This is a genomic window from Propionivibrio soli (assembly GCF_025770765.1).
In the GTDB taxonomy this organism is placed as follows: Bacteria; Pseudomonadota; Gammaproteobacteria; order Burkholderiales; family Rhodocyclaceae; genus Propionivibrio; species Propionivibrio soli.
Genome location: NZ_JANZKY010000003.1, coordinates 151,079 through 173,478 on the forward strand (window position 1 = coordinate 151,079; position 22,400 = coordinate 173,478).

The following is a 22,400-nucleotide window of genomic DNA, read 5'->3' on the forward strand; positions in this document are numbered from 1 at the left end:
CCGTCATTTTAACAGGGGAGCCAAGCCTCGCCAGACGGTGTCGAGGATCTGCGGTTGCGCTTCGGCGGTCGGATGCAGATTGTCCGCTTGGAAGAGCTGACGGTCATCGGCGATGCCGTCGAGCAGAAAGTCGACGAACGCGGCCTTGCGTGATTTGGCCACATCGCCGAATACCTTGTGGAAGTCTTCAGCATACTTGCCGTAATTCGGCGGCAAGCGTTGTCCGATGATCAGCACTTGCGCCTTTTTTGCCTGCGCGCTGGCGGCGATGGCGGCGAGGTTGTCACGGAGGGTCGCCAACGGCAGCCCGCGCAGTCCGTCGTTGGCCCCAAGGGCGAGAATGAGGATTTCCGGGGAATTGCGGGCGAGCGCTGTATCGATGCGCGTGCGGCCGCCACTGGTCGTCTCGCCGGAGATGCTGGCATTGACGACGTTATAATCAAATTTCTTTTCCTTTAGGCGCTTGGCTAGCAAAGCAGGCCATGCCGCCTCCTGCCGGATGCCGTAACCGGCTGACAGCGAATCGCCAAAAACCAGGATCGTCTTGGCCGCGAGCGCCGGCAGGGCAAAGCAGCCGATAAACAGCGCCACCAAGAAACGCAACAATGGAAACCGAAGCATGAACTTGGAAACTCCGAAAGTGGTTGAGGTTAGCGGGCTGACGAAGCAGGTCGATAACGGCGGCGAACCGCTGACCATTCTGCATGAGAATTCCTTTTGCGTCGCTGCCGGGGAGACGGTGGCTATCGTCGGGGCGTCGGGTTCCGGGAAATCCACGTTGCTCGGACTTTTGGCGGGGCTGGACTTGCCAACGAGCGGGTCGATCACGCTTGCCGGAGAGTCTCTGGTGCCGCTGGACGAAGACGCGCGCGCCGTTCTGCGCGGTCGGGTACTCGGTTTCGTTTTTCAGTCGTTTCAGCTTCTGCCGTCGTTGAATGCAATCGAAAATGTGATGCTGCCGCTCGAGCTCGCAGGCGTAGCCAATGCGCGTCAGGAGGCCGAGCATTGGCTCAGCCGGGTCGGACTGTCGCATCGCTTGCGCCACTATCCGAAGCATCTTTCAGGCGGCGAGCAGCAGCGAGTGGCCCTGGCCCGCGCTTTCGCGCCCAAGCCGCAGCTCGTTCTCGCCGACGAACCGACCGGCAATCTGGATGCCGCTACCGGCCACCAGATCATCGAGTTGATGTTCGCCATCAACGCTGAGAGCGGAACGACGCTCATCTTGGTGACGCACGACGAGGAGATCGCGGCGCGCTGCAACCGGCGTTTGCGCATGCACGCGGGGAGGATCGAAGAGGTTGCGTAGGCTCGTTTGCATGATGGATCCCCCACGCTTGGGTAGGTGTCCTCCTCGTTGAAGAAGCGAGCTTGATTCCGCCACCGTTGCATTACGCCGGCCGCCGAGTTATATACATGAAACAAGAATTAGGGAGCTTGCAATGGGGGATTACCCGGGGTTGGCATTCTCGGAAGACGGGAACCGTCTGCGCGCGTCTGTTTCGGCGATCGCCGATCCTCCGCAAATCGATGTTGAAAAGCTTCGCAGTCTGCTTTGCGATGCCGGTTATAGCCGCTGGCAGCTTGCCGAAGAGGCGTTAGGCAAGTTGGTTGAGTGCTACAACTCGGCGACCGAAACCCTCGATCTTCCTATCGGCGAGCGACGCGACTCGGTTTTCTCGCTCGAAATCGCTCCAGACGCCATGCAGGTATGGCTCAAGATAACCCCGGCGTTCGGTGGATCGGCAACCGACGCCGGCGCGGTGTTCATTGCTCTTGGCGAAGCGGGTGTGACGACCGGAATCGACGAGGAAGCCATACGCTCGGCGTGCGCCGCTTCTTCCGGGGGAACGGACCAGCGCGTGCTGATCGCAAGCGGAACTCCGGCCGTCAATGGGGAAGATGCCAAGTTCGAGCTTCTCGTGGCCGATGCCCGGGATCGCGCGCCGCAAGTCAATGAGCACGGGCTAATCGATTTTCGCGATCTCGGTGCGATCCCCACGGTCGCCGCGGACCATCCCCTGATGCGGCGCACGCCGGCTACCCCGGGGACCACCGGCCGCAACGTTCGGGGCGACGTGATTCAGCCGACGCCGGGGCATGACGAGTCCTTCGCCGACAACCTGACCGGCGCCTATGTCGATAAGGCAGACCCCAACCTTCTGCGTGCCACGAACAGCGGGCAGCCGGTACGCTGCGGAAACGGCGTGAATGTCGAAGAGGTTCTGCGTATACGCAATGTGAACATGGCCACAGGCAACATCTCTTTCGACGGCACGGTACATATCGAGGGCGAAGTGTTGCCGGGGATGAAAGTCCGTGCCGCGGGTGACATCATCGTCGGCGACGTGGTGGACGGCGCGGAACTCGACGCCGGGGGCGATATCCGGATTGGTGGCGGCGTTATAGCCAAGGCCATCGTGCGCGCCGGCGGATCGGTCGCCGTTCGCTTTGTCGAGAACGCCACCGTGCACGCGGGAACGACGATCGCTGTCGACGACACCGCGCTGCAAAGCGACCTGCAGGCGAACAACCAGATTCTCGTCGGCGTCAACTCGCCGCAACGCGGCCGGCTCGCCGGGGGCTCGGCGCGAGCCATGCTTCTCATCCGCACGCCGATCCTGGGTTCGCCGACAAGCGGCGTGACTCACTTGCTGCTCGGAGTCAATCCGGTGCTCGAAGCGGAATACCAGGAGCTCCTGAAGAAGATCCAAAAGCAGCGCGAGGATGAGGATAACCTCGAGAAACTGGTCAAGCACCTGACGAAGAATGGCGACAAAGGCGGTCTGCTCGAACGGGCAAAAGCATCGTGGCAGCAGGCGATCAAGGCCTGGGCCAAGCTGCTGCCGCAGCGCGAGGAACTGGAGCGACAACTGGCGCTGATAGCCGGTGCCAAGGTCGAGATCGGTGTCGGCGTCACCGGTGCGGTCGACGTGACTTTCGGCAAGAAGGTCATTCGCGTGCGCAAGCCCTACGAGAGTGGAACGCTCAGCATGGACGGTGAGCGGGGGATCTTCACCGACCTGATGGGCAACACCTCCACGGCGGCGTAGTCGCTTTTGCCCGCAATTCTTTCAACCGCCTTTCGTTCTTTGGCCGAGTGCCAACCGATAGGCGGCTTGTGCGTTATCTCCATATACATTTCCTTACATTTGCAAAGACGATAGCAATACCGAGCGTGTTGGCGTCGGGCTAGACTTAAGGCATGAGAACTGCCGCGTTCGATCAGCGTGGCGGGATTGTTCCGACAGTCCTTGCAGCAGCCGGGATGACCCGGATTGGAGTTTCAAAATGAACGTAATCAAATTCTTGAAATGGGTGGCGGTGGCGGTCGTGTTGGCCGCCGGAACGGGCAGCGCCTGGGCAGACCGGGGCCATTCCCACAGTAGCGTGCATTTCGGCGTCATGGTCGGCCCTTACTGGGATCCTTGGTACGTTCCGCGTCCCTATCCTTATCCTTACTATCCGCCTTATCCGCCGGTGATCATTGAGCGAGCACCGCCTGTTTATATCGAACAGGCACCGGCCGCGCCTCCGCCGCAAACCAACTACTGGTATTACTGCCCGTCAGCCAAGGGTTATTACCCGTACGTGAAGGAATGTCCGGGCGGCTGGCAGAAGGTGGCTCCACAACCCGCTGGCTGAGCATGACGGACAAGGATTTTTTGTGATGAAGAGAATCAGGATTGTTGCGGCAGGGTCGATCGTCATCCTGCTCGCAGGCTGTGCCGGGATGCCCAGTGGGCCGAGCATGGCCGCCTTGCCGGGAACCGGAAAAACCTTCAACGATTTCCGCGTGGACGACGCCGATTGCCGCCAGTACGCGTTACAGCAGGTGGGCGGAGTGAAGAATGACCCGGGTGTGCGCAATGCCGTTGTCGGCACGGTGATTGGCGCGGCGGCCGGAGCGGCTATCGGTGGGCACCAGGGCGCCGGGGTCGGTGCCGGTGCGGGTTTGATTGTGGGGAGCGCCTCTGGGGCAGAAGAGACGCGCAGTGCGAACTACGGCTCACAACGTTATTACGACGATTCCTACATTCAATGCATGTACGCGCGCGGCCATAAGGTGCCAGTATCCGCGTCTTTTGCGCGCAGCTTGACGCAACAACCTGCGCCCGCCGCACCGGCCGTGGGGACCGATATTCCGCCGCCACCACCGGGTTCACCTCCGCCTTCCGTTCCTCCGGATTACGCTCCGGCGCCGGCTACGCGCTAATCCTCGGATAGTTTTGGGGAGTGCTCGAAACACCGAGTTGATCCAAAATCCCTCGCGCAGCCTCCACCCCGCTACGCACGGCGCCTTCCAGCGTTGCCGGATAGTCGGCATATACGTAATCACCAGCCAGCCAGATTCCGGCGACGTTTGACTGTGCCGCCGGACGTGCTAGGCCCGGCGTGCAGGAGAACGTCGCGCGCCGTTCGCGTATCACCCGATGCCATAGTGGCGGCGGCAGCTTCCTATCCAAGGCCTCCTCAAGTTCGGTGTGCAAGGCTTGCACGAGAGCGCCATTGTCGAGTTCGCTCCACGTGCCATGCGCACTGAGCACGAAGCCGAGTACCCCAGCCGTGCCCGTCAGTGAACCGCGGTCGAACACCCATTGGCCGAACCCGGTTCTCAGGCCCTCGAGTCCTAGCATCGGCGCCGGAAGTGAAATCCCCAACGGATACCCCACGTACACCGTTCCAATCGGCTCATAGCGATAGCGGCCAAGTCGGGCGGCTACGTTTTCCATACCAGGGACTTCAGCGAGCATCCGACATGCATGCTGGGGCGCAACGGCAACGACAGCGGCATCGAAATCCTCTCCTTCGATCTGTCGTTCCGGCCGCAGGGTTTCTATCCGTGCGGAAAGTCGGACGGCTCCGCCGTGCACCTCAATAAAACGAGCGGCGGCATCGGGAAAGATACGGCCGAGATCCGCTGTCGGGAGCAGCAAGTCGCTGTTTTCCCGATTCCCGCCCAGCGTGTCACGCAAGACATTGGCGAAAATCCGTGCCGATGCCGCGTCGGGGCTGGTATTTAGCGCGGCGAGACAGAGAGGTTCCCAGAGAAAGCGACGCAATGCTCCGTTTTGGCCGTATGCGTCGAGCAGTTCGGCGACGCTCTTGTCCTCGGCGATTCGATAATCGACAGCCTGGAGCGAGCGGACGAAGCGAACGGCGCCCACCTTGTCGCTGAACGAACAGCCGCGTGCGCCGAAAAGCCCGGCCGCGAGGTTGAGCGGCGGCGGCAAATGGGGCAGACTTAACCGAAACCCGGCACGCGGAAACGAGAGGTCAAGCCGGAGACGTTTGAGCACCCTGTCCGGGTCCTGACCGACCACGCGCATCAGCCGTAACGTTTCGCGGTAAGCTCCGATCAGGATGTGCTGGCCGTTATCCAGGTCGTATCCATTCACCTCGACGCGGCGGGCTCGGCCGCCCAGTTGTTTGGCGGCTTCGAAGACCGTAACGATTACGCCGGCACTGGCGAGCTCGACAGCTGCGGCGAGCCCGGCCCATCCTCCGCCGACAATGGCAACCCGCCCTGGCGGCGTCACCCCTTGATCCATGTGCGCCACGCGATCCACAGTTTGCGGATCGGCGTCAGCGAGGTACGTTGGTTCAGGACCTGACAGCCGTCACGCTTGATCTCGTCAAGCAGCGCGCGATAGATCGCCGCCATGGCAAGGCCAGCACGTTGGCTCTTGCGATCGATGTCCGGCAGTTGGCTGAGGGCCAGATCGTAATAATGCTCGGCACGTTCGACCTGGAACTCCATCAACTTGCGGAAATTCTCGGAATAGCGGGATTCGAGAATGTCCGCGACCGGAACATTGAAGCGTTGCAATTCGTCGATTGGCAGATAGACGCGACCACGCCGGGCGTCCTCGCCAACGTCGCGGATGATGTTGGTGAGTTGAAACGCTGTACCCAGGTCATGGGCGTACTTCTGCGTACGTCGATCTTGGTATCCAAATATTTCCGCCGCCAATAGTCCGACGACGCTGGCGACTCTGTAACAGTAAAGCGATAGCGCCTTGAAATCGAGGTAACGGGTTTGCCGGAGATCCATCTCCATGCCGTCGATAATTTCCGCTAGCTGTTCCTTGGGCAACGCAAACTCGCCCAGGACGGCCTGAAGTGCCTTCGTCACCGGGTGTTCGGGCGCTCCCGCATAGAGCCGGTCAAGTTCCAGGCGCCACCAGGCCAGCTTGGTCGCCGCTACCTGTGGGTCCTGGCATTCATCGACGACGTCGTCTACTTCCCGGCAAAACGCATAGAGGGCGGTAATTGCGCGGCGCCGATTCGGTGGCAGCAAGAGAAAGCTGTAGTAGAAGCTGGAACCGCTGGCGGCGGCCTTCTGTTGGCAGTATTCGTCGGGAGTCATTATTGTTCCGGAAAGCCTTGGCTGGGCGGATTCTTACATAAACACGGCGCGGCTTGCCATGAGCAACCAATCCGCCGCTCGCAGCACGGGGCGCTGGCCGAAAACGTTGCCGTACGCTGCATCGATGCGCTCAAGGATACGCAGGCCTCCCTGGACGGTCAGGCGGATCTCCCACCCCATGCGCCCCGGCAGGCGATGCACGAGCGGAGCGCCGTCGAGCATCATCGCCCGCGCGCGCTCGACTTGGAAGCGCAGTAGAGCCGCCCACTTTTTGTCGCTGTTCTCGGCGGCAATTTGTTCTTCCGATACGCCGAAGCGAGCAAGATCGTCTTGAGGAAGGTAAACGCGATCTTTTTTCCAATCGACGGCCACGTCCTGCCAGAAATTGATCAGCTGCAAAGCGCTGCAGATCGCGTCGGAACGGCGCATGTCGTCCGGCTTGGTACAACCGACGAGGTGTAGCAGGAGGCGTCCGACCGGATTGGCCGAACGCCGGCAATAGTCCAGCAGTTCGGCGAAATCGGCGTAACGCTTCTTGATGACGTCTTGGGCAAACGCGTCAAGCAGGTCGCGAAACAACGGCGTCGGCAGGTTCCATTCCTGGATCACCGCCCCGAGTTCAGCGAAGGCTGCCGAAGCTGACCGCTCGCCACGTTCGATGCGCTCGATTTCTGCACGATAGCGCGCGAGTCCCTCAAGGCGTTCCTGGTCCGTCGCTACCCCTTCGTCGGCGATATCGTCTGCGCCGCGTGCAAAGCGGTAAATGGCCTCGATCGGCCGCCGGAGTCGCGGTGGCAACAGAACCGAGGCGACCGGGAAATTTTCGTAATGGTCAACGGGCATTGGAATTATCAATGAAAGCGGTAGGCTCGGTCATCGGAGGACGCCTGAACGCGCCCGACCGGCGGCTGACAGTATAGGGATATCTCGGTTAAAATGGCCGATTAGCGCGAGAGTGGCGGAATTGGTAGACGCACTGGATTTAGGTTCCAGCGCCGCAAGGCGTGGGGGTTCGAGTCCCTTCTCTCGCACCATCATTCAATCGACCACACAGGCCGCCGACTCGGCCGATTAACCAGCCCGAACTTATAAGACTTCAAGGACTTTCAATGGAAACGAACGCCACGAACACCTCTGCCGAAGCTGCTCAGCCGACGAGTCCCCTGGAGCGCCGTCTCGACCTATCCGTGGCGGTTGCCGACCTGGATGCGGAGATCGACAAGCGTCTGCGCAGTATTGGCAAAAAGGCCAAAATGCCCGGCTTCCGGCCCGGCAAGGTGCCTGCGAATATCATCAAACAGCAATACGGCGCTGAAGCTCATCATGAAGCCCTCGGTGAAGCCTTGGAACGTGCGTTCAACGAGACAATCAAGGCGCAAGAATTGCGTGTCGCCGGACAGCCACGGATCGAACCGAAGAAGACCGAGAGCGAAACCCACGTTGAGTTTACTGCCGTCTTCGAGGTTTACCCGGAAATCAAGTTGGGTGATTTGAAGGATACCGAGATCGAGCGCTCGGTCCTCGAGGTCGGCGCGGCCGAACTCGACAGCACCATTGAGGTCTTGCGCAAGCAGCGCATCCGCTACGAGCCGGTCGACCGTGCGGCGGCGGAAGGCGACCGCGTCAAGGTCGATTTCCTCGGCAAGAAAGGTGGCGAACCATTCCAGGGCGGCCAAGCCAAAGACTACCCGTTCGTGCTCGGTCAAGGGGGCATGTTGCCCGATTTCGAGAAAGCGGTGGTTGGTCTCAAGTCGGGTGAGTCGAAGACTTTCGACATGACGTTTCCGAGCGACTATTTCTCGAAGGACCTCGCGGGTCAGGCCGTAACGTTCGAGATCACGGTCAAGGAAGTTGCGGAAGGCATCCTCCCGGAGGTCGACGCCGATTTTGCCAAGGCCCTTGGCGTCGAGGACGGTGATGTGGCGAAAATGCGTGCCGAAATCGAGAGCAACCTCAAACGCGAAGTGAAGAAGCGCCTGCAGAGCAAGGTGAAGGATCAGGTCATGGATGCTCTGCTCAAGGCCAACCCGATTACCGTGCCAAATGCTTTGGTCGAGATGGAAGTCGAGCGTCTCATGCAGGCCGCCCGTCAGGACATGGAGCAGCGTGCCGGCGGCAAGATGAAGGACTTCCCGATGCAGCGCGCCTGGTTTGCCGATCAAGCCAAGCGTCGCGTGACCCTGGGTCTGGTCCTGTCGGAAATCGTCAAAGTCAATGAGCTGCAGGCGAAGCCGGACCAGATCAAGGCGATCGTTCAAGACGCCGCTCAGAGCTACGAGCATCCGGAGGAAGTCGTGCGCTGGTATTACGCGCAGCCGCAACGTCTGGCCGAAATCGAGGGCGTGGCGATTGAGGACAATGTGGTCGCTTGGGCACTATCGCAGGCCAAGGTTGTCGATAAACCCGTCGCCTTTGACGAATTGATGGGACAGAAGTCCTGACAACCGGCCTTCGGCTGGGCTTTATTGAGGAGTTGGTATGAGTCACGATCGGTTTGATTCGGAAAGCCAGTGGAACCCGCAAGGACTCGGCATGGTGCCGATGGTGATCGAGCAAAGCGGGCGAGGCGAGCGCGCGTACGACATCTACTCGCGCTTGCTCAAGGAGCGCGTCATCTTTCTGGTCGGGCCGGTGAACGATATGAGCGCGAACCTCGTGGTCGCCCAGCTCCTCTTTCTCGAAGCCGAGAACCCCGACAAGGACATCCACTTCTACATCAATTCGCCTGGCGGATCGGTATCGGCGGGGATGTCGATTTACGATACGATGCAGTTCGTGAAGCCGGACGTATCGACGTTATGCATGGGCCAAGCGGCGTCGATGGGCGCTTTCCTGCTCGCTGCGGGCGCGAAGGGCAAGCGCTTTGCCCTTCCCAATTCGCGAGTCATGATTCACCAGCCGATGGGTGGCTTCCAGGGGCAGGCGTCCGATATTGCCATTCACGCCAAGGAGATTCTTGCCTTGCGCGCTAAGCTTAACGAATTGATGGCGCTGCATACGGGACAGCCCATCGAGCGCATCGAGCGCGATACTGACCGTGATAATTTCCTTTCCGCCCAGGACGCTGCAGAATATGGCTTGATCGACAAGGTTCTGACCAACCGTAGTGCGGCGTAATACGGCGCCCGATCCGGGCGCGCATTGAGTGAGGTAGGCCGGGATGGCTGAGAAGAAAGGTGGCAGCGAAAAGCTGCTTTACTGCTCCTTTTGCGGCAAAAGCCAGCATGAAGTGAAGAAGCTGATTGCCGGCCCTTCGGTGTTCATCTGCGATGAATGCATCGAATTGTGCAATGACATCGTGCGGGACGAGATTTCTGCCGACGCGAACGGCAAGGGTGCCAAGACCGACTTGCCGACGCCGCGCGAGATTTCGGCGCTGCTGGATCAGTATGTCATCGGACAGGAAACGGCTAAGCGCATCTTGGCCGTCGCGGTTTATAACCATTACAAGCGTTTGCGTCATCACGGCAAGACGAACGACGAGGTCGAGCTGGCAAAGAGCAATATTTTGCTCATCGGGCCGACCGGTTCGGGCAAGACCCTGCTCGCACAGACCTTGGCGCGAATGCTGAACGTGCCGTTTGTGATGGCCGATGCGACGACATTGACCGAAGCGGGCTATGTCGGTGAAGACGTCGAGAACATCATCCAGAAGCTGTTGCAGAAGTGCGATTACGACACAGAGAAAGCGCAGCAAGGCATTGTTTATATAGACGAAATAGACAAGATTTCGCGTAAATCGGATAACCCGTCAATTACCCGTGACGTGTCGGGCGAGGGCGTGCAACAGGCTCTGCTGAAACTGATCGAAGGTACGGTGGCTTCGGTGCCGCCGCAGGGTGGCCGCAAGCACCCGAATCAGGACTTCGTCCAGGTCGACACGACGAACATTCTGTTCATCTGCGGCGGTGCCTTCGACGGACTGGAAAAGGTCATCCGCAACAGGTCCGAGCGCGGTGGCATGGGGTTTGGCGCCGAGGTGAAGAGCAAGGACGACAAGAAGGCAATCGGAGAAATTCTACGCACCGTCGAACCAGAGGACTTGATCAAGTTCGGCCTTATTCCTGAGTTGATCGGCCGCCTGCCAGTTATCGCAACGCTCGAAGAGCTTTCGACGGACGCGCTGGTGCAGATCCTCATCGAGCCGAAGAATGCGCTCGTGAAGCAATATCAGAAGTTGTTCTCGATGGAAGGCGTCGAACTGGAGATTCGGCCGGCCGCAATGACCGCCGTCGCCAAACGTGCGCTCGAACGGAAGACCGGCGCGCGCGGCCTCCGCTCGATCCTAGAGGCCGTGCTGCTGGACACCATGTACGAACTTCCAGGTATGGACAATGTCTCAAAAGTCGTGATCGACGAGGCCATGATCACGAGTGACGCGAAGCCGATCCTGATTTACGCCGATCAGCCCAAGGTTTCTGGTTCAAACTGACGCCCAACCGGGCCGATTCCGCTTGAAATGCGATCCTGCGCCCCCATGTGGGGTGCTGGACCTATACCTCTAGAGCAAATTGATGTCTACGAACCTCCTTCTATCCGCTGAGCCCGTCGAACTTCCGTTGCTGCCGCTACGCGACGTCGTCGTTTTCCCGCACATGGTGATACCGCTTTTTGTCGGGCGGCCGAAGTCGATCAAGGCGCTCGAACTGGCAATGGAAAACGGGAGCGGCATTCTTCTTGTCGCCCAGAAATCCGCCGTCAAGGACGAGCCGGAGGCGGAGGATCTGTACACGATCGGCTGTGTCGCGAACATTCTGCAAATGCTCAAGTTGCCGGATGGGACGGTCAAGGTCCTTGTTGAAGGGACCCAGCGCGCGCACATTGATTCGATTACGGCACGCGAGGACATGTTTGTCGCGGCCACACGCCTTGTCGCGCCGGAGGAAGGCGTTGACCACGAAGTTGAGGCGTTGCGCCGCGCGGTGATTTCTCAGTTTGATCAGTACGTCAAGCTGAACAAGAAGATACCTCCCGAAATCCTGACCTCGATTGCCGGGATCGAAGAGGCTGGACGACTCGCCGATACGATCGCCGCGCATTTGCCGCTCAAGCTTGAACAGAAGCAGGAAGTGCTGGAAATGTTCGAGATCCGGCCGCGGATCGAACGCCTCTTGTCGCAACTTGAAACCGAAATCGACATCCTCCAGGTCGAAAAGCGAATTCGCGGCCGCGTCAAACGCCAGATGGAAAAGAGCCAGCGCGAGTACTACCTGAACGAGCAGGTCAAGGCGATTCAGAAGGAGCTCGGCGAAGGCGAAGAAGGCGCTGATTACGACGAGCTGGAGAAGAAGGCGAAAGAAGCCGGTATGAGCAAGGAGGGCCTGGCAAAGGTCCAATCCGAACTCAAGAAGCTCAAGTTGATGTCCCCGATGTCGGCCGAAGCGACCGTCGTGCGCAATTTCATCGAGACGTTGATCAATCTGCCGTGGCGCAAGCGTACGCGCATCAGCAAGGATCTGGCGGCGGCCGGCAAGGTGCTGGACAAGGATCACTGGGGCCTGGAGAAGGTCAAGGAACGCATCATCGAGTACCTCGCCGTGCAACAGCGGGTCGACCGGCTCAAGGCGCCGATCCTTTGCCTCGTCGGACCTCCGGGCGTCGGCAAGACCTCGCTCGGGCAGTCGATCGCCACGGCGACCGGCCGCAAGTTCGTGCGCATGAGCTTGGGCGGCGTCCGTGATGAGGCTGAAATACGCGGTCACCGACGGACCTACATTGGCTCGATGCCAGGCAAGATCCTGCAGAACATGACCAAGGTCGCGGTCAAAAACCCGCTCTTTCTGCTCGACGAAGTGGACAAGATGGGACAGGACTTCCGTGGCGATCCGAGCTCGGCTCTCCTGGAAGTGCTTGATCCCGAGCAGAACTCGACGTTCGTCGACCATTACGTCGAGGTCGAATACGACCTCTCCGAAGTGATGTTCGTGGCGACAGCCAACACGCTGAACATCCCGGCGCCGCTTCTCGACCGGATGGAAGTCATCCGCCTTTCCGGATACACGGAAGACGAGAAGATCAACATCGCCAAGCGTTACCTGCTGCCGAAGCAGATGAAGACCAACGGGCTGAAGAAGAACGAACTGAGCGTGGCCGACAGCGCCTTGCGCGACATCGTGCGTTACTACACGCGCGAAGCCGGCGTGCGCGCATTGGAGCGCGACATCTCGAAGATTTGCCGCAAGGTGGTCAAGACCCTGTTGCTCAAGAAGAGCCAGAAGAAGCTTGCGGTCACGTCGCGTAACCTCGACAAGTTCCTCGGCGTGCGCCGTTACACCTTCGGCATGGCCGAGCGCGAGAACCAGATCGGACAAGTGACCGGTTTGGCGTGGACCGAAGTCGGCGGTGAATTGCTGACGATCGAGTCGGTCGCCCTCCCGGGGAAAGGCAAGACGATCACCACCGGTAAACTCGGCGAAGTGATGCAAGAGTCCATCCAGGCCGCGCTCTCGGTTGTGCGCAAGCGCTCGCGCTCGCTCGGCATTGCCGATGACTTCTATCAGAAAAGCGATATTCACATCCACCTTCCGGAAGGTGCTATTCCGAAGGATGGCCCATCCGCCGGTGTCGGCATATGTACTGCACTGGTTTCGGTTCTGACCGGTATCCCAGTGCGTTGCGACGTGGCGATGACCGGTGAAATCACCTTGCGCGGCGAGGTTCTCCCGATCGGTGGGCTGAAGGAGAAACTGCTGGCCGCCGTGCGCGGCGGCATCAGCCGGGTGCTGATTCCGGAAGAAAACGTTCGTGACTTGGCCGAGATTCCGGACAACATCAAGAACAAGTTGGAAATCATTCCGGTCAAGTGGATCGACAAGGTGTTGCAGTTGGCCTTGGAGCGGATGCCGGAGCCATTGACAGACGTGGAAGCCGCGCCGGTCGCGGCTGGCAGCGAACCCGCGGCGCAACCTGTCGTCACGCACTGACGCTGACATCGCTGAGAATGGGGCGTATCGGAGTTTTTCCGATACGCCTTTTTTATTGCTAGACCGCTATCGCTACCTGGTCGGCGACTACCAGAGTGTCTCAGTGTCCTGTTGACACCGGGTTTTTCTGGTTGCTATAAGCCCTCCTGCAGGATGTCCTGCTCAATCGAATGCGGGGGGAGACATGAACAAATCCGAGTTGGTTGGCCGCATCGCCGTGTCGGCAGATCTTTCCAAGTCAGCCGCGGGCAGAGCGCTCGAAGCCGTGATGTCGGCCGTGGGCGGCGTTTTGAAAGAGGGCGGCGAAGTCGCGCTGGTCGGCTTCGGCACCTTCTACGTTGGCAAGCGCGAAGCGCGTTCCGGGCGTAATCCCCGAACCGGTGAAACGATCACCATCGGAGCAACGAAAGTCCCCAAGTTCCGCGCTGGTAAAGCCCTCAAGGATGCTATAAACTAGCCGCCTTTGCGCTTAGCGGGCGGAATGGGTGCTTAGCTCAGTTGGTAGAGCGCTAGCCTTACAAGCTGGATGTCGGCGGTTCGAGCCCGTCAGCACCCACCAGAAAAGCAGCCGCGGCGGCCTTGGTCGTCGTTTGGTTTTTTGCGATTCCGGAGTGGTAGTTCAGTTGGTTAGAATACCGGCCTGTCACGCCGGGGGTCGCGGGTTCGAGTCCCGTCCACTCCGCCAATTACTGCAAGGCGAACGTAAGTTCGCCTTTTTTGTTTGACGTTCAACTGGATTCGCGGGCAATCACCATGTTCGACTCCGTACGCAACAACAAGAAGATCGTTCAAATTTTTCTTGCGTTGATTACCTTGCCCTTCGCTTTTTTCGGCATTGATTCGTATATCAAGAACGCCGGGGCGGGGAGCGATGTGGCTAGCGTCGGCGACACCAAGATCACGGCGCCGCAGTTCGAACAGGCGTTGCGTGAACGACAGGAACAAATGCGCCAGGCACTCGGGCCGAATTTCAAGGCCGAGATGATGAATACGCGCGAGGCGCGGCTGGCGGTCCTGAATTCGTTGATCGACCAGCGCCTTCTGCTCGTCGAGGCGTCGAAGAATCGGCTCTACACGTCGGACGAGGCGCTGCGCGAGGTCATTCGGCGGATTCCCGCGATGCAAGAGAATGGCAAGTTCTCGATGGAGCGATATGAGTCGATCCTGCGTTCGCAAGGCAAATCGCAACCGCAGTTTGAGGCCATGCTTCGCCAAGACCTGATCATGCAACAGTTGATAGGGGCCGTAGGGGATTCTGCCTTCGTTTCCAATGCCCAGGCCGAAGAAATGCTGCGCATCCAGTCGGAGGAAAGGCAATTCGCCGAATACCGCATTTCGCCGGAACAATTTACCGATAAGGTGAAAATCGAAGCGGACGCGGTGCAGAAGTTCTACGACGAGAATACCTCGCGTTTTCTCGTTCCGGAGCGGGCCAAAGCCGAATACGTCGTGTTGTCGCTCGATGTCCTGCAGGCCCAGACCACCGTTGACGAAAACGAGGTCAAGGCGTGGTACGAGAGTCATAAGGATCGCTACGCGCAGCCGGAAGAGCGCCGAGCGAGCCATATCCTGATCGCGATCAACGCCGATACGGATAAAGCAAAGGCAAAAGCCAAGGCCGAGGAGGTTTTGGCCGAAGTGCGCAAGGCGCCGGGAAAATTCGCCGAATTGGCGAAGCAGTATTCTCAGGATCCCGGTTCGGCAGCGAAAGGCGGCGACTTGGGCTTCTTTGGCCGGGGCATGATGGTCAAGACGTTTGAAGATGTTGTTTTCAAACAAAAGGAAGGTGACATCTCGGACCTCGTGGAATCCGAATTTGGCTACCACATCATCAAAGTTACCGGAATCAAGCCCGAGAAAATCCGGCCGCTTAACGATGTCCGTCCCGAGGTGGAGGGCGAATTGAAGCGACAGGCGGCAAGCCGCAAGTTTGCCGAGGCGGCCGACGCGTTCACGAATATGGTGTATGAACAATCCGAGAGCCTGCAGCCGGTCGCGGACAAGTTCAAGCTGAAGATTGAACGCTCCGACTGGGTGCCCAAGAATCCGGATCAAGCCGTTATGGCAGCCCTCGGCCCGCTCGGCAACGAGAAGGTGCTCAACGCGCTGTTTTCGGATGATGCCGTGAAGAACAAGCGCAACACGGAAGCCATCGAGATTGCGCCCAACACGCTGCTCGCATCGAGAATCGTTGAGCATGTCCCGGCGACGACGAAGAGTTTTGATTCAGTCAAGTCGGATATCGAGCGTTTCCTCCGTTCGCGCGAAGCCGGAGCGATGGCCAAAACGGCCGGGGAAGAAAAACTCGCCGAGTTGAAGAAGGGCTCAAGCGATACGCTCTCCTGGTCTGCTGCCCGGAGTGTTTCGCGCATGCAATCGCGCCAGCTTCCGCCGGCTGCCGTGCAAGCGATCTTCAAGGCAGACGTCGAGAAACTACCTGCATATGTTGGAGCACCCGTCGGGAACGACTACATGATTTACAAGGTCGTCAAGATCAATGCGCTGGACAAAATCGATCCTGAGAAACGAAAAGGGCTGCAAGCGGAATACGCGGCAATTCTCGGGCAGCAGGACCTGGCGGCGTATCTTGCCGGCCTGCGTGCCCGTTACAAGGTCGATATCAACTACTCGATGGTCGAAACCAAGGAACGGTAATGGCTGGGAATGGCTGACCGTCGCTCTCGCGAGGTGCAGACGACGAGTTGAGCGAGTATTTGTTCGAAGAAAAGCCGGCGAATAATCGCCGGCTTTTTTGTTTTCGTGAGCCGCTGCGTTGAAGAAACCGGGCGCTGATTTCGGCTCCGCGAGAGAGGGGGCAGTCGGCCGCAGCGAAGTTGAACGAGCATCGCCAACGGGTTTGGTGGCCCGCACATGTTGTGCCGCTGCCTGTCGGAGCCAACTCCAAAAAAAAGCCGGCGCGATAGACGCCGGCCTTTTTCGATTTCGAATTGCCCCCTTGATATTGCCGGGGTTACCGCCATGCTATGTGCGGTATGGCAGGTTACTGTTGTGGCAGCGGATCGGTGTTGCCAAGTGCCGTTGTGTTCAAGCCACCGTCAACATACGTGATCTCGCCGGTGATGCCGCTGGCCAGGTCTGACAGCAGGAATGCCGCTGCATTACCGACTTCTTCGATAGTTACGTTACGACGAAGCGGCGCATGGTGCGCGTTGTATGCCAGGAGCTTGCCAAAGTCACCGATGCCGGACGCAGCGAGCGTCTTGATCGGGCCGGCGGAAACGGCATTGGCACGGATACCCTGGGGACCAAGGCAAAAGGCGAGATAGCGCGTTGCGGCTTCGAGGCTGGCTTTGGCGAGCCCCATGGTGTTGTAGTTCGGCATCGTACGATCGGCGCCAAGGTAGGTGAGGGCGAGCAGCGCAGGGTTATTTCCCTTCAAGAGCAGCGGACGTGCAGCCTTCGCAAGAGCCGGGTAGCTATAGGACGAAATTTCGTGGGCGATACGGAAGGATTCGCGCGATATCCCTTCCAGGAAGTCGCCTTCGATGGCTTCATTAGGCGCATAGGCAATCGAATGCACCAAGCCGTCGAGTCCTTCCCATTCTTTGGCAAGGTCGGCAAAGAGTTGGTCGATATGTGCGTCCTCGGCGACATCGCACTGATAAACCAAGGTGCTGTCGAATTCGGCGGCGAATTTCGCGACACGTTCCTGGAAGCGTTCGTTCTGATACGTGAAAGCTAGCTGGGCTCCCTCGCGGTGGCAGGCCTTGGCAATGCCGTAGGCAATCGAGTGTTTTGACAGTACCCCAGTAATCAGGATGCGTTTGCCTGCTAGAAATCCCATGAATTCTCCCATAGCGAAATGGCGTTGGAATTAGACGCTAACGGCCAAGCGGCATGGCCAGATGGCGAACGGCCGGGAACCGGCGTGCCCCGGCATTATAGGGGAATTCAGTCGGTTTTCGGGTACGGATTTCCTGCGGCGGGACTACAAGATTGGTGGATGCTGCGTGGTATTGCGCCTCATATTCACTCTTGCATCGTGATCCGTACCTTTTTGCTTGCCTCTGTAGATGCGACGAAAGAGGGTATCGTCAATTATCGATATGGATCAAATCCAAATACCGCACCGCTTCGTCTCCCTGTGATAGGACGAGCAGTTCCTCAAACAACAGGGAATGTCGTAACGCAAAACGTAGTCCTGCGAACCTTGCAGCAACATTGACAGAACCGATATCCCGCGAGGAAGAGCGATTCCCAGGAACTCAATTACGGGAAAAAAGGTGGTCAGCCAAGCCGGACCCTTCACATAGCGTTTTCTTGTGGAGAAAAGAGGGGCCGGCCTGGCCAGTTCGTCACTCAGTCAATCTTGATGGTCCGTGCCTTCGGTTTTTCCTGCTTCTCCTTGGGGAGTTCGATGCGCAGGATCCCGTTGCGATAGTTCGCTTTCGCTTCCTCGGATTTCACAGGTGCCGGTAGTCGGATGCTGCGCTGGAACGAACCGTAAGCGCACTCGAAGGTGCGATACCGGCCTTCGGTTTGCTCGCGTTCAAAGCGCTTTTCCCCGGACACCAGGAGTGAGTTGTCCTGCACTTGGATATCGAACTGCTCTTTCTCCATTCCCGGGACTTCGAGTCGGACTACCACCTTCGTATCGTCTTCGAAGACATCTCCGGCAAGCATTGCCCAGCTCGCCGACGGCAGGTAAGCGTCGTCGTCCACTTCGGCGTTCGCCGGAAGCGTGTCCTTTTCGCCGGGGCGGAACCGGGTGAGTGACCCGGCGGCTGACTCCTTGATGCGTTGTAGTCCGTCGGTCACCGAATCCCACGCCGAGTTGATCCCTTGTTTCAGGTCGTCAAGTTTCATCGTGTCATCCTCCAACGATCCAATCCGGTGGGCGACCGGCCCGTAAGGGCCGATCGCCAGAATGCGCACGTATCAGCTGGCGAGGACTTCGATCTTGCGCGGCTTGGCGTTTTCGACTTTCGGAATACTCAATTTGAGTACACCGTTACGAAATTCGGCCGCTACTTTCTCGCTGTCCAACTCCTTGCCGAGCGTGAACGTGCGCTGATAACGCGGCAATTGCACTTCCACGTAGCTTGCCTCCATGTTGCTTGTAAGCGGCAGGGCAACCTCGCCCTCGATCGACAATGCATCCGCGTCTACGCGTACATTGAGCTTCTCTTTCGGTACACCGGGCATATCCGCCCACAGCGTGATGCCGTGCGCGTCCTCCACGACGTCAACGGGAGGAGACATCACCGCATCGTCATAGCGCTTGGTGTCGTCTTTCTTTGTCACATCGGTGTTGGTCATCGCAAACCTCCTTCCTGTTACTGAATCTCGATGCGGCGGCTTTGCGCAGCGGCCCGGCGCATGATCCGGATATGCAGAACGCCGTCGGCGTACTTGGCTGTTGGATTGTCCGGGTCTACGTCATCCGGCAGACTGACAACACGCCGGAAGCTTCCATTGAAGCGTTCGTTAATGTGGACAGCCGACTTATTGCCGTCGCTTGGCAGCTCGCTCTTGCGTTCGCCCGACACGGTCAGCACGCCGCGATCGATCGTCACGTCAACGGTCGCCGGGTCGAGGCCCGGAGCAAAGGCAAAGATCTCGATCGATTCCGGAGTCGTGCCCACATTGAGCGCCGGGAAACCGCTTCGACCGAAGCCGCGTATGCTGCTTGCCGGTCCGGCGAAACGCAGCATTTGCCGTTGCATCCGTTCCAGATCGGCGAGAAAGTCGCTTGGAAACAGGGTTCGGTACATAGTGTCTCTCCTTTCTTGGGAACCACGGCCACCGTACCCTTGGTGGCCATATCCCCAAATTAGGGTCGCCCTGGGGGCTTTTCAAGGCCCTTGAAAAATGTCGGTGAGCTACAATTTTCTTAGTAGCGCCGCGCTTCGGCCCGGCCCCTTGAAAGCACGCGGAAGAGGTTGTCGATGGAATTCAAGGACTACTACCAGACCCTTGGGGTTGACCGGACAGCGGATGGCGACGAGATCAAGGCACGCTATCGGCAACTCGCCCGGAAATATCACCCTGATGTGTCGAAGGAGCCGGACGCCGAGGTGCGCATGAAGGACGTCAACGAGGCCTACGCGGTGCTTTCAGACCCGGAGCGGCGCGCGGCCTACGATCAACTTCAGAGCGGCTATCAACCCGGTCAGGAATTCCGTCCGCCGCCCGATTGGGACGCCGGTTTCGAATTTTCGGGCCAAGGGTTTTCTGCTGGCGAAGCAGCGGATTTCAGCGATTTCTTCGCGCAATTATTCGGCCACATCGGTGGCGGTGCCAGGCGGCATGGCGGTTTTCGGGCGCAAGGCGAGGATCACCATGCCAAGATTGTCATCGGGCTTGATGATGCGTGGAATGGCAGCACGCGGCAGATCAGCCTGCGCGTTCCACAGGTGGGCCCGGACGGTCGCGTCGCCTTAACGACGCGCACGCTAAATGTACGCATTCCGGCCGGCGTCAAGGAAGGTCAGCTCATCCGGCTTGCCGGCCAAGGCACGCCGGGAATCTCCGGAGGTCCCCCGGGTGATCTATACCTGAAAGTGCACTTCGAGCCCCATTCGCGCTTTCGCGTCGAGGGCCGCGACCTCCATGTCGTATTGCCGCTGACTCCGTGGGAGGCCGCGCTGGGCACCACCGTCGCCATCGCGTTGCCCGCCGGAAATTCGGTCAAGGTCCGGATACCGGAGGGCGCGCAGAGCGGCCGTGAGATGAAGGTGAAGGGGCGTGGTATCCCCGGCACTCCTCCTGGAGATTTGTTCCTCACGCTGCAGGTCGTGACGCCGGAGGCGCATACCCCGAAAGCGCGCGAACTCTACGAGACGATGGCGCGCGAAATGGCTTTCGACCCGCGCAAGGAATGGGATGAAAGATGATGAATGAGCAAGACGCGATGAACCAGGATCGTGCTGAAAGCGTTCTTTCGGCGGTACTCGCCGATGAGCAGGCATTCGATTGCGAACATTTTGCGCGCGTTTGTGGCGTGTCGCGAGAGTGGCTCGCAGTCCACGTCAGGGCCGGGATACTATCGACGGACGGCGGAGAACCGGCAAGTTGGATGTTTTCCGGCACTGAGATCCGGCGAGTACGCCTCATTCACGCGCTTGAACGTGACTTCAATGCCTTACCGGAATTGGCCGCGCTTGTAATCGACCTACAGGACGAAGTGGCACGGTTGCGGGCGCTGCTTCGCCGAGGCGGCTAGACGGGCAAAACCACGGGTCATTCAGGCCGAGGACGGTATATGCGCCTGCCGGCGTTAGGGGTTCTGTGCCAGATAAATGGTTAGCGTCTGCCCAGGAATGAGGGATTTCGGCGAGATCCGGTTCCAACGCAACAGGTCGTCCGTATCCACGTTGAACTGCTTCGCGATGGACGTCAGCGTATCGCCGCGGCGTATCGTGTAGCGAGTTACCTTCGATGGCTTGGCCTTTTGCGTGCTGGCACTGGCGCGTTTCGTCTCCACTGGCGTTTTCGCCGCCTGGGCTTTGCGGGGTTGTGCAGACGCCGCTTGTGCCGTCGGCTTTTCCTTCGCCTCTGCAACGACAAGACGGGAGCCTGCCGCGACCTTGTCTGCCCGCAAGTGGTTGAGCCGTTTCAGTTCGGCGACGCTCATGTCGAAACGCTTGGCGATTGCGGCCAGTGTTTCACCCTTGTGCACTGTGTAGGCGCGGGTGGCGGGCTCGGGGTCCGCGTCTGGCAAGCGCGGTGTGTTGGGAAGCGCGGTGAGGTCGCCCGCGGGGGCGCCGTCCCGATTCGCAACCAGCAAGGTGACGCCCGGCCCGACGTTGATTCGCCCTTTGATTCCGTTGACGGCTTTCAGGTTGGCGACCGTCATGCCGAAGCGGGGTGCGACCTTTTCTAGCTTGTCGCCTGGACGCAAAGTATAGGACTTCCATGCGGAAAGCGGCTTGTTGCTGTCCTCATGCTCTTCGAGATTGCTTACGAACGTATCGAGCTTGTCGGTAGGGATGATCAGCGGCGTGTCAGCCATGATCACGGGGCCTTTGTGTGCGGGATTGAGCGCCAGGAATTCATCCACTGGCATTTCGGCCAGTTTGGCTGCGATCTTCACGTCGATGTTGCTGGTCGGGGTTACCGTACTGAAGTAGGGCCGGTTCGGGATGCGGAGCAGATCGAGTTCGGCGACGAGGGCGGGGTTGCCGATAATATTTTTGAGCGCCTGCAGCTTGGGGACGTAATTTTTTGTTTCGTTGGGCAACGTCAGGCTTAGGTAGTCCGTCGGCAAACCCGCCGCTTGGTTCTTGTTGACCGCACGGGCAACGGCGCCTTCTCCCCAATTGTAAGACGCCAGCGCCAGATGCCAATCGCCGTGCATCTCGTAAATCGACTGAAGGTAGTCAAGCGCAGCGGCGGTCGAGGCGACGATGTCGCGTCGGTCGTCTCGCCACCAATTCTGATCCAGGTTGTAACGCTTACCCGTAGCCGGAATGAATTGCCACAACCCCGATGCCTTGGCTCGCGAGTAGGCCATCGGGTTGTAGGCGCTTTCGACCATCGGGAGAAGGGCCAGCTCCGTCGGCATACCTCGCTTTTCCAGTTCCTCGACGATGAAATGCAGGTAACGGCTGCTTCGTTCGATGACTCGGCGCAGATAATCCGGGCGGTTCAGGTACCACTGCTGATGGTAAAGAACAAGGTCCGTATTGATGTCCGGCATAGAGAAGCCGTTGCGAATGCGCTGGAAGAGGTCCTCCGATTCTCGCGTCAGGTCGACGGGCTTTGCCAGCAACGGCGGTGGTAGTTCTACCGTCGGCAGACGGGCGCCGGAAGCTGACTGCGAAAGCTGCCGCTGCGAGCGGCGCAGACCGGCGACCGTGTTTTCAATCGGCGAACCTTTTTCTGAAGCGGCGGCCGAGTCCGCGATGCGAAGGCTGCGTAGAGATGAGTCATCGGGTTGGTCGACCGGCCCACTGTTCTGCGGCACGCTTGCGCAACCGGCGAGGCCCAGCAGTGCAACGACGGCTGCGCATCGTATGAGGCGAGCGAGGGGCATGGAAAAGCTGATCGTGCGTCTTGGTGTCATCCGGTGTTCCAGTGATTCCTACCGCACACCCTGAGCAAGGTCGGGCTGAACGGCTGAAATTCATCAAGGCGTAATCGAACGA

Annotated in this window: 21 protein-coding genes and 3 tRNA genes; 15 read left to right on the forward strand and 9 right to left on the reverse strand. The window is 59.2% G+C overall.

Annotation, left to right across the window (positions count from 1 at the left end):
* Positions 1–3: 3 nt before the first annotated feature.
* Positions 4–621, reverse strand: coding sequence for an arylesterase (locus tag NZ453_RS04365; protein ID WP_263769169.1), 618 nt, complete (start codon positions 619–621; stop codon positions 4–6).
* Here NZ453_RS04365 and NZ453_RS04370 point away from each other — a divergent pair.
* The 4 genes from NZ453_RS04370 (at position 620) to NZ453_RS04385 (ending at position 4,213) form a co-directional block, all read left to right on the forward strand.
* The gene (locus NZ453_RS04370; protein ID WP_263769170.1) at positions 620–1,306 is read left to right on the forward strand and encodes an ABC transporter ATP-binding protein; all 687 of its coding nucleotides are present in this window, start codon (positions 620–622) and stop codon (positions 1,304–1,306) included. The genes NZ453_RS04365 and NZ453_RS04370 overlap by 2 nt on opposite strands.
* Before the next feature lie 133 nt (positions 1,307–1,439).
* Positions 1,440–3,050, forward strand: coding sequence for a DUF342 domain-containing protein (locus NZ453_RS04375; protein WP_263769171.1), 1,611 nt, complete (start codon positions 1,440–1,442; stop codon positions 3,048–3,050).
* 238 nt (positions 3,051–3,288) lie between these two features.
* Positions 3,289–3,642, forward strand: a complete 354-nt coding sequence (locus NZ453_RS04380) for a hypothetical protein (protein WP_263769173.1) — start codon at positions 3,289–3,291, stop codon at positions 3,640–3,642.
* Positions 3,643–3,667: 25 nt separating this feature from the next.
* Positions 3,668–4,213 carry a glycine zipper family protein gene (locus NZ453_RS04385; RefSeq protein WP_263769174.1) on the forward strand — a complete coding sequence of 182 codons (546 nt, stop codon included), beginning with the start codon at positions 3,668–3,670 and terminating at the stop codon, positions 4,211–4,213.
* On the opposite strand, the gene hpnE is transcribed toward NZ453_RS04385, so the two are convergent.
* The 3 genes from hpnE to hpnC are packed head-to-tail and all read right to left on the reverse strand — an operon-like array spanning position 4,203 to position 7,210.
* Entirely contained in the window at positions 4,203–5,549 is a 1,347-nt protein-coding gene (gene hpnE, locus NZ453_RS04390) for a hydroxysqualene dehydroxylase HpnE (RefSeq protein WP_263769175.1), read from the reverse strand. The genes NZ453_RS04385 and hpnE overlap by 11 nt on opposite strands.
* Positions 5,534–6,367 carry a presqualene diphosphate synthase HpnD gene (gene hpnD, locus NZ453_RS04395; RefSeq protein WP_263769176.1) on the reverse strand — a complete coding sequence of 278 codons (834 nt, stop codon included), beginning with the start codon at positions 6,365–6,367 and terminating at the stop codon, positions 5,534–5,536. The genes hpnE and hpnD overlap by 16 nt, the downstream gene beginning before the upstream one ends.
* 33 nt (positions 6,368–6,400) lie before the next feature.
* Positions 6,401–7,210 (reverse strand): squalene synthase HpnC, encoded by an 810-nt coding sequence (hpnC, locus tag NZ453_RS04400; RefSeq protein WP_263769177.1) that lies wholly within the window; start codon positions 7,208–7,210, stop codon positions 6,401–6,403.
* Positions 7,211–7,316: 106 nt separating this feature from the next.
* On the opposite strand from hpnC, the gene NZ453_RS04405 reads away from it, so the two are divergent.
* The 9 genes from NZ453_RS04405 to NZ453_RS04445 all read left to right on the forward strand — a co-directional run bounded on the left by NZ453_RS04405 (position 7,317) and on the right by NZ453_RS04445 (position 15,945).
* A tRNA-Leu gene (locus tag NZ453_RS04405) sits at positions 7,317–7,401 on the forward strand.
* A 75-nt stretch (positions 7,402–7,476) separates the two neighbouring features.
* Entirely contained in the window at positions 7,477–8,808 is a 1,332-nt protein-coding gene (tig, locus tag NZ453_RS04410; RefSeq protein ID WP_263769178.1) for a trigger factor, read from the forward strand.
* Positions 8,809–8,845: 37 nt separating this feature from the next.
* The gene (clpP, locus tag NZ453_RS04415) at positions 8,846–9,484 is read left to right on the forward strand and encodes an ATP-dependent Clp endopeptidase proteolytic subunit ClpP (protein WP_263769181.1); all 639 of its coding nucleotides are present in this window, start codon (positions 8,846–8,848) and stop codon (positions 9,482–9,484) included.
* 43 nt (positions 9,485–9,527) lie between these two features.
* Positions 9,528–10,799 carry an ATP-dependent Clp protease ATP-binding subunit ClpX gene (gene clpX, locus NZ453_RS04420; protein ID WP_263769182.1) on the forward strand — a complete coding sequence of 424 codons (1,272 nt, stop codon included), beginning with the start codon at positions 9,528–9,530 and terminating at the stop codon, positions 10,797–10,799.
* A gap of 82 nt (positions 10,800–10,881) precedes the next feature.
* Positions 10,882–13,290: an endopeptidase La gene (lon, locus tag NZ453_RS04425; protein ID WP_263769183.1), complete on the forward strand. Its 2,409-nt coding sequence runs from the start codon at positions 10,882–10,884 to the stop codon at positions 13,288–13,290.
* Positions 13,291–13,426: 136 nt separating this feature from the next.
* On the forward strand, positions 13,427–13,747 hold the full coding sequence (locus tag NZ453_RS04430; RefSeq protein ID WP_263769345.1) for an HU family DNA-binding protein: 321 nt from the start codon (positions 13,427–13,429) through the stop codon (positions 13,745–13,747).
* 26 nt (positions 13,748–13,773) lie between these two features.
* A tRNA-Val gene (locus NZ453_RS04435) sits at positions 13,774–13,849 on the forward strand.
* Positions 13,850–13,898: 49 nt separating this feature from the next.
* Positions 13,899–13,975: transfer RNA gene (locus NZ453_RS04440), tRNA-Asp, on the forward strand.
* A gap of 68 nt (positions 13,976–14,043) precedes the next feature.
* Positions 14,044–15,945 (forward strand): SurA N-terminal domain-containing protein, encoded by a 1,902-nt coding sequence (locus NZ453_RS04445; protein ID WP_263769184.1) that lies wholly within the window; start codon positions 14,044–14,046, stop codon positions 15,943–15,945.
* Positions 15,946–16,291: 346 nt separating this feature from the next.
* Here the strand turns inward: NZ453_RS04445 and fabI are convergent, their stop codons facing one another.
* The 4 genes from fabI to NZ453_RS04465 all read right to left on the reverse strand — a co-directional run bounded on the left by fabI (position 16,292) and on the right by NZ453_RS04465 (position 19,025).
* Positions 16,292–17,095, reverse strand: a complete 804-nt coding sequence (gene fabI, locus NZ453_RS04450) for an enoyl-ACP reductase FabI (protein WP_263769185.1) — start codon at positions 17,093–17,095, stop codon at positions 16,292–16,294.
* Positions 17,096–17,610: 515 nt separating this feature from the next.
* Entirely contained in the window at positions 17,611–18,117 is a 507-nt protein-coding gene (locus NZ453_RS04455; protein WP_263769186.1) for an Hsp20/alpha crystallin family protein, read from the reverse strand.
* Between the two features lie 72 nt (positions 18,118–18,189).
* Positions 18,190–18,570 carry an Hsp20/alpha crystallin family protein gene (locus tag NZ453_RS04460; protein ID WP_263769187.1) on the reverse strand — a complete coding sequence of 127 codons (381 nt, stop codon included), beginning with the start codon at positions 18,568–18,570 and terminating at the stop codon, positions 18,190–18,192.
* A gap of 17 nt (positions 18,571–18,587) precedes the next feature.
* The gene (locus NZ453_RS04465; RefSeq protein WP_263769188.1) at positions 18,588–19,025 is read right to left on the reverse strand and encodes an Hsp20/alpha crystallin family protein; all 438 of its coding nucleotides are present in this window, start codon (positions 19,023–19,025) and stop codon (positions 18,588–18,590) included.
* Between the two features lie 174 nt (positions 19,026–19,199).
* Here NZ453_RS04465 and NZ453_RS04470 point away from each other — a divergent pair, with 174 nt between their 5' ends.
* The gene (locus NZ453_RS04470) at positions 19,200–20,147 is read left to right on the forward strand and encodes a DnaJ C-terminal domain-containing protein (RefSeq protein ID WP_263769189.1); all 948 of its coding nucleotides are present in this window, start codon (positions 19,200–19,202) and stop codon (positions 20,145–20,147) included.
* Positions 20,144–20,476 carry a chaperone modulator CbpM gene (locus NZ453_RS04475; protein ID WP_263769190.1) on the forward strand — a complete coding sequence of 111 codons (333 nt, stop codon included), beginning with the start codon at positions 20,144–20,146 and terminating at the stop codon, positions 20,474–20,476. Before NZ453_RS04470 ends, NZ453_RS04475 begins: the two co-directional genes overlap by 4 nt.
* A 54-nt stretch (positions 20,477–20,530) precedes the next feature.
* On the opposite strand, the gene NZ453_RS04480 is transcribed toward NZ453_RS04475, so the two are convergent.
* A complete protein-coding gene (locus NZ453_RS04480) occupies positions 20,531–22,318 on the reverse strand; it encodes a LysM peptidoglycan-binding domain-containing protein (protein WP_263769191.1) in 1,788 nt (595 codons plus the stop codon).
* Between the last annotated feature and the right edge of the window lie 82 nt (positions 22,319–22,400).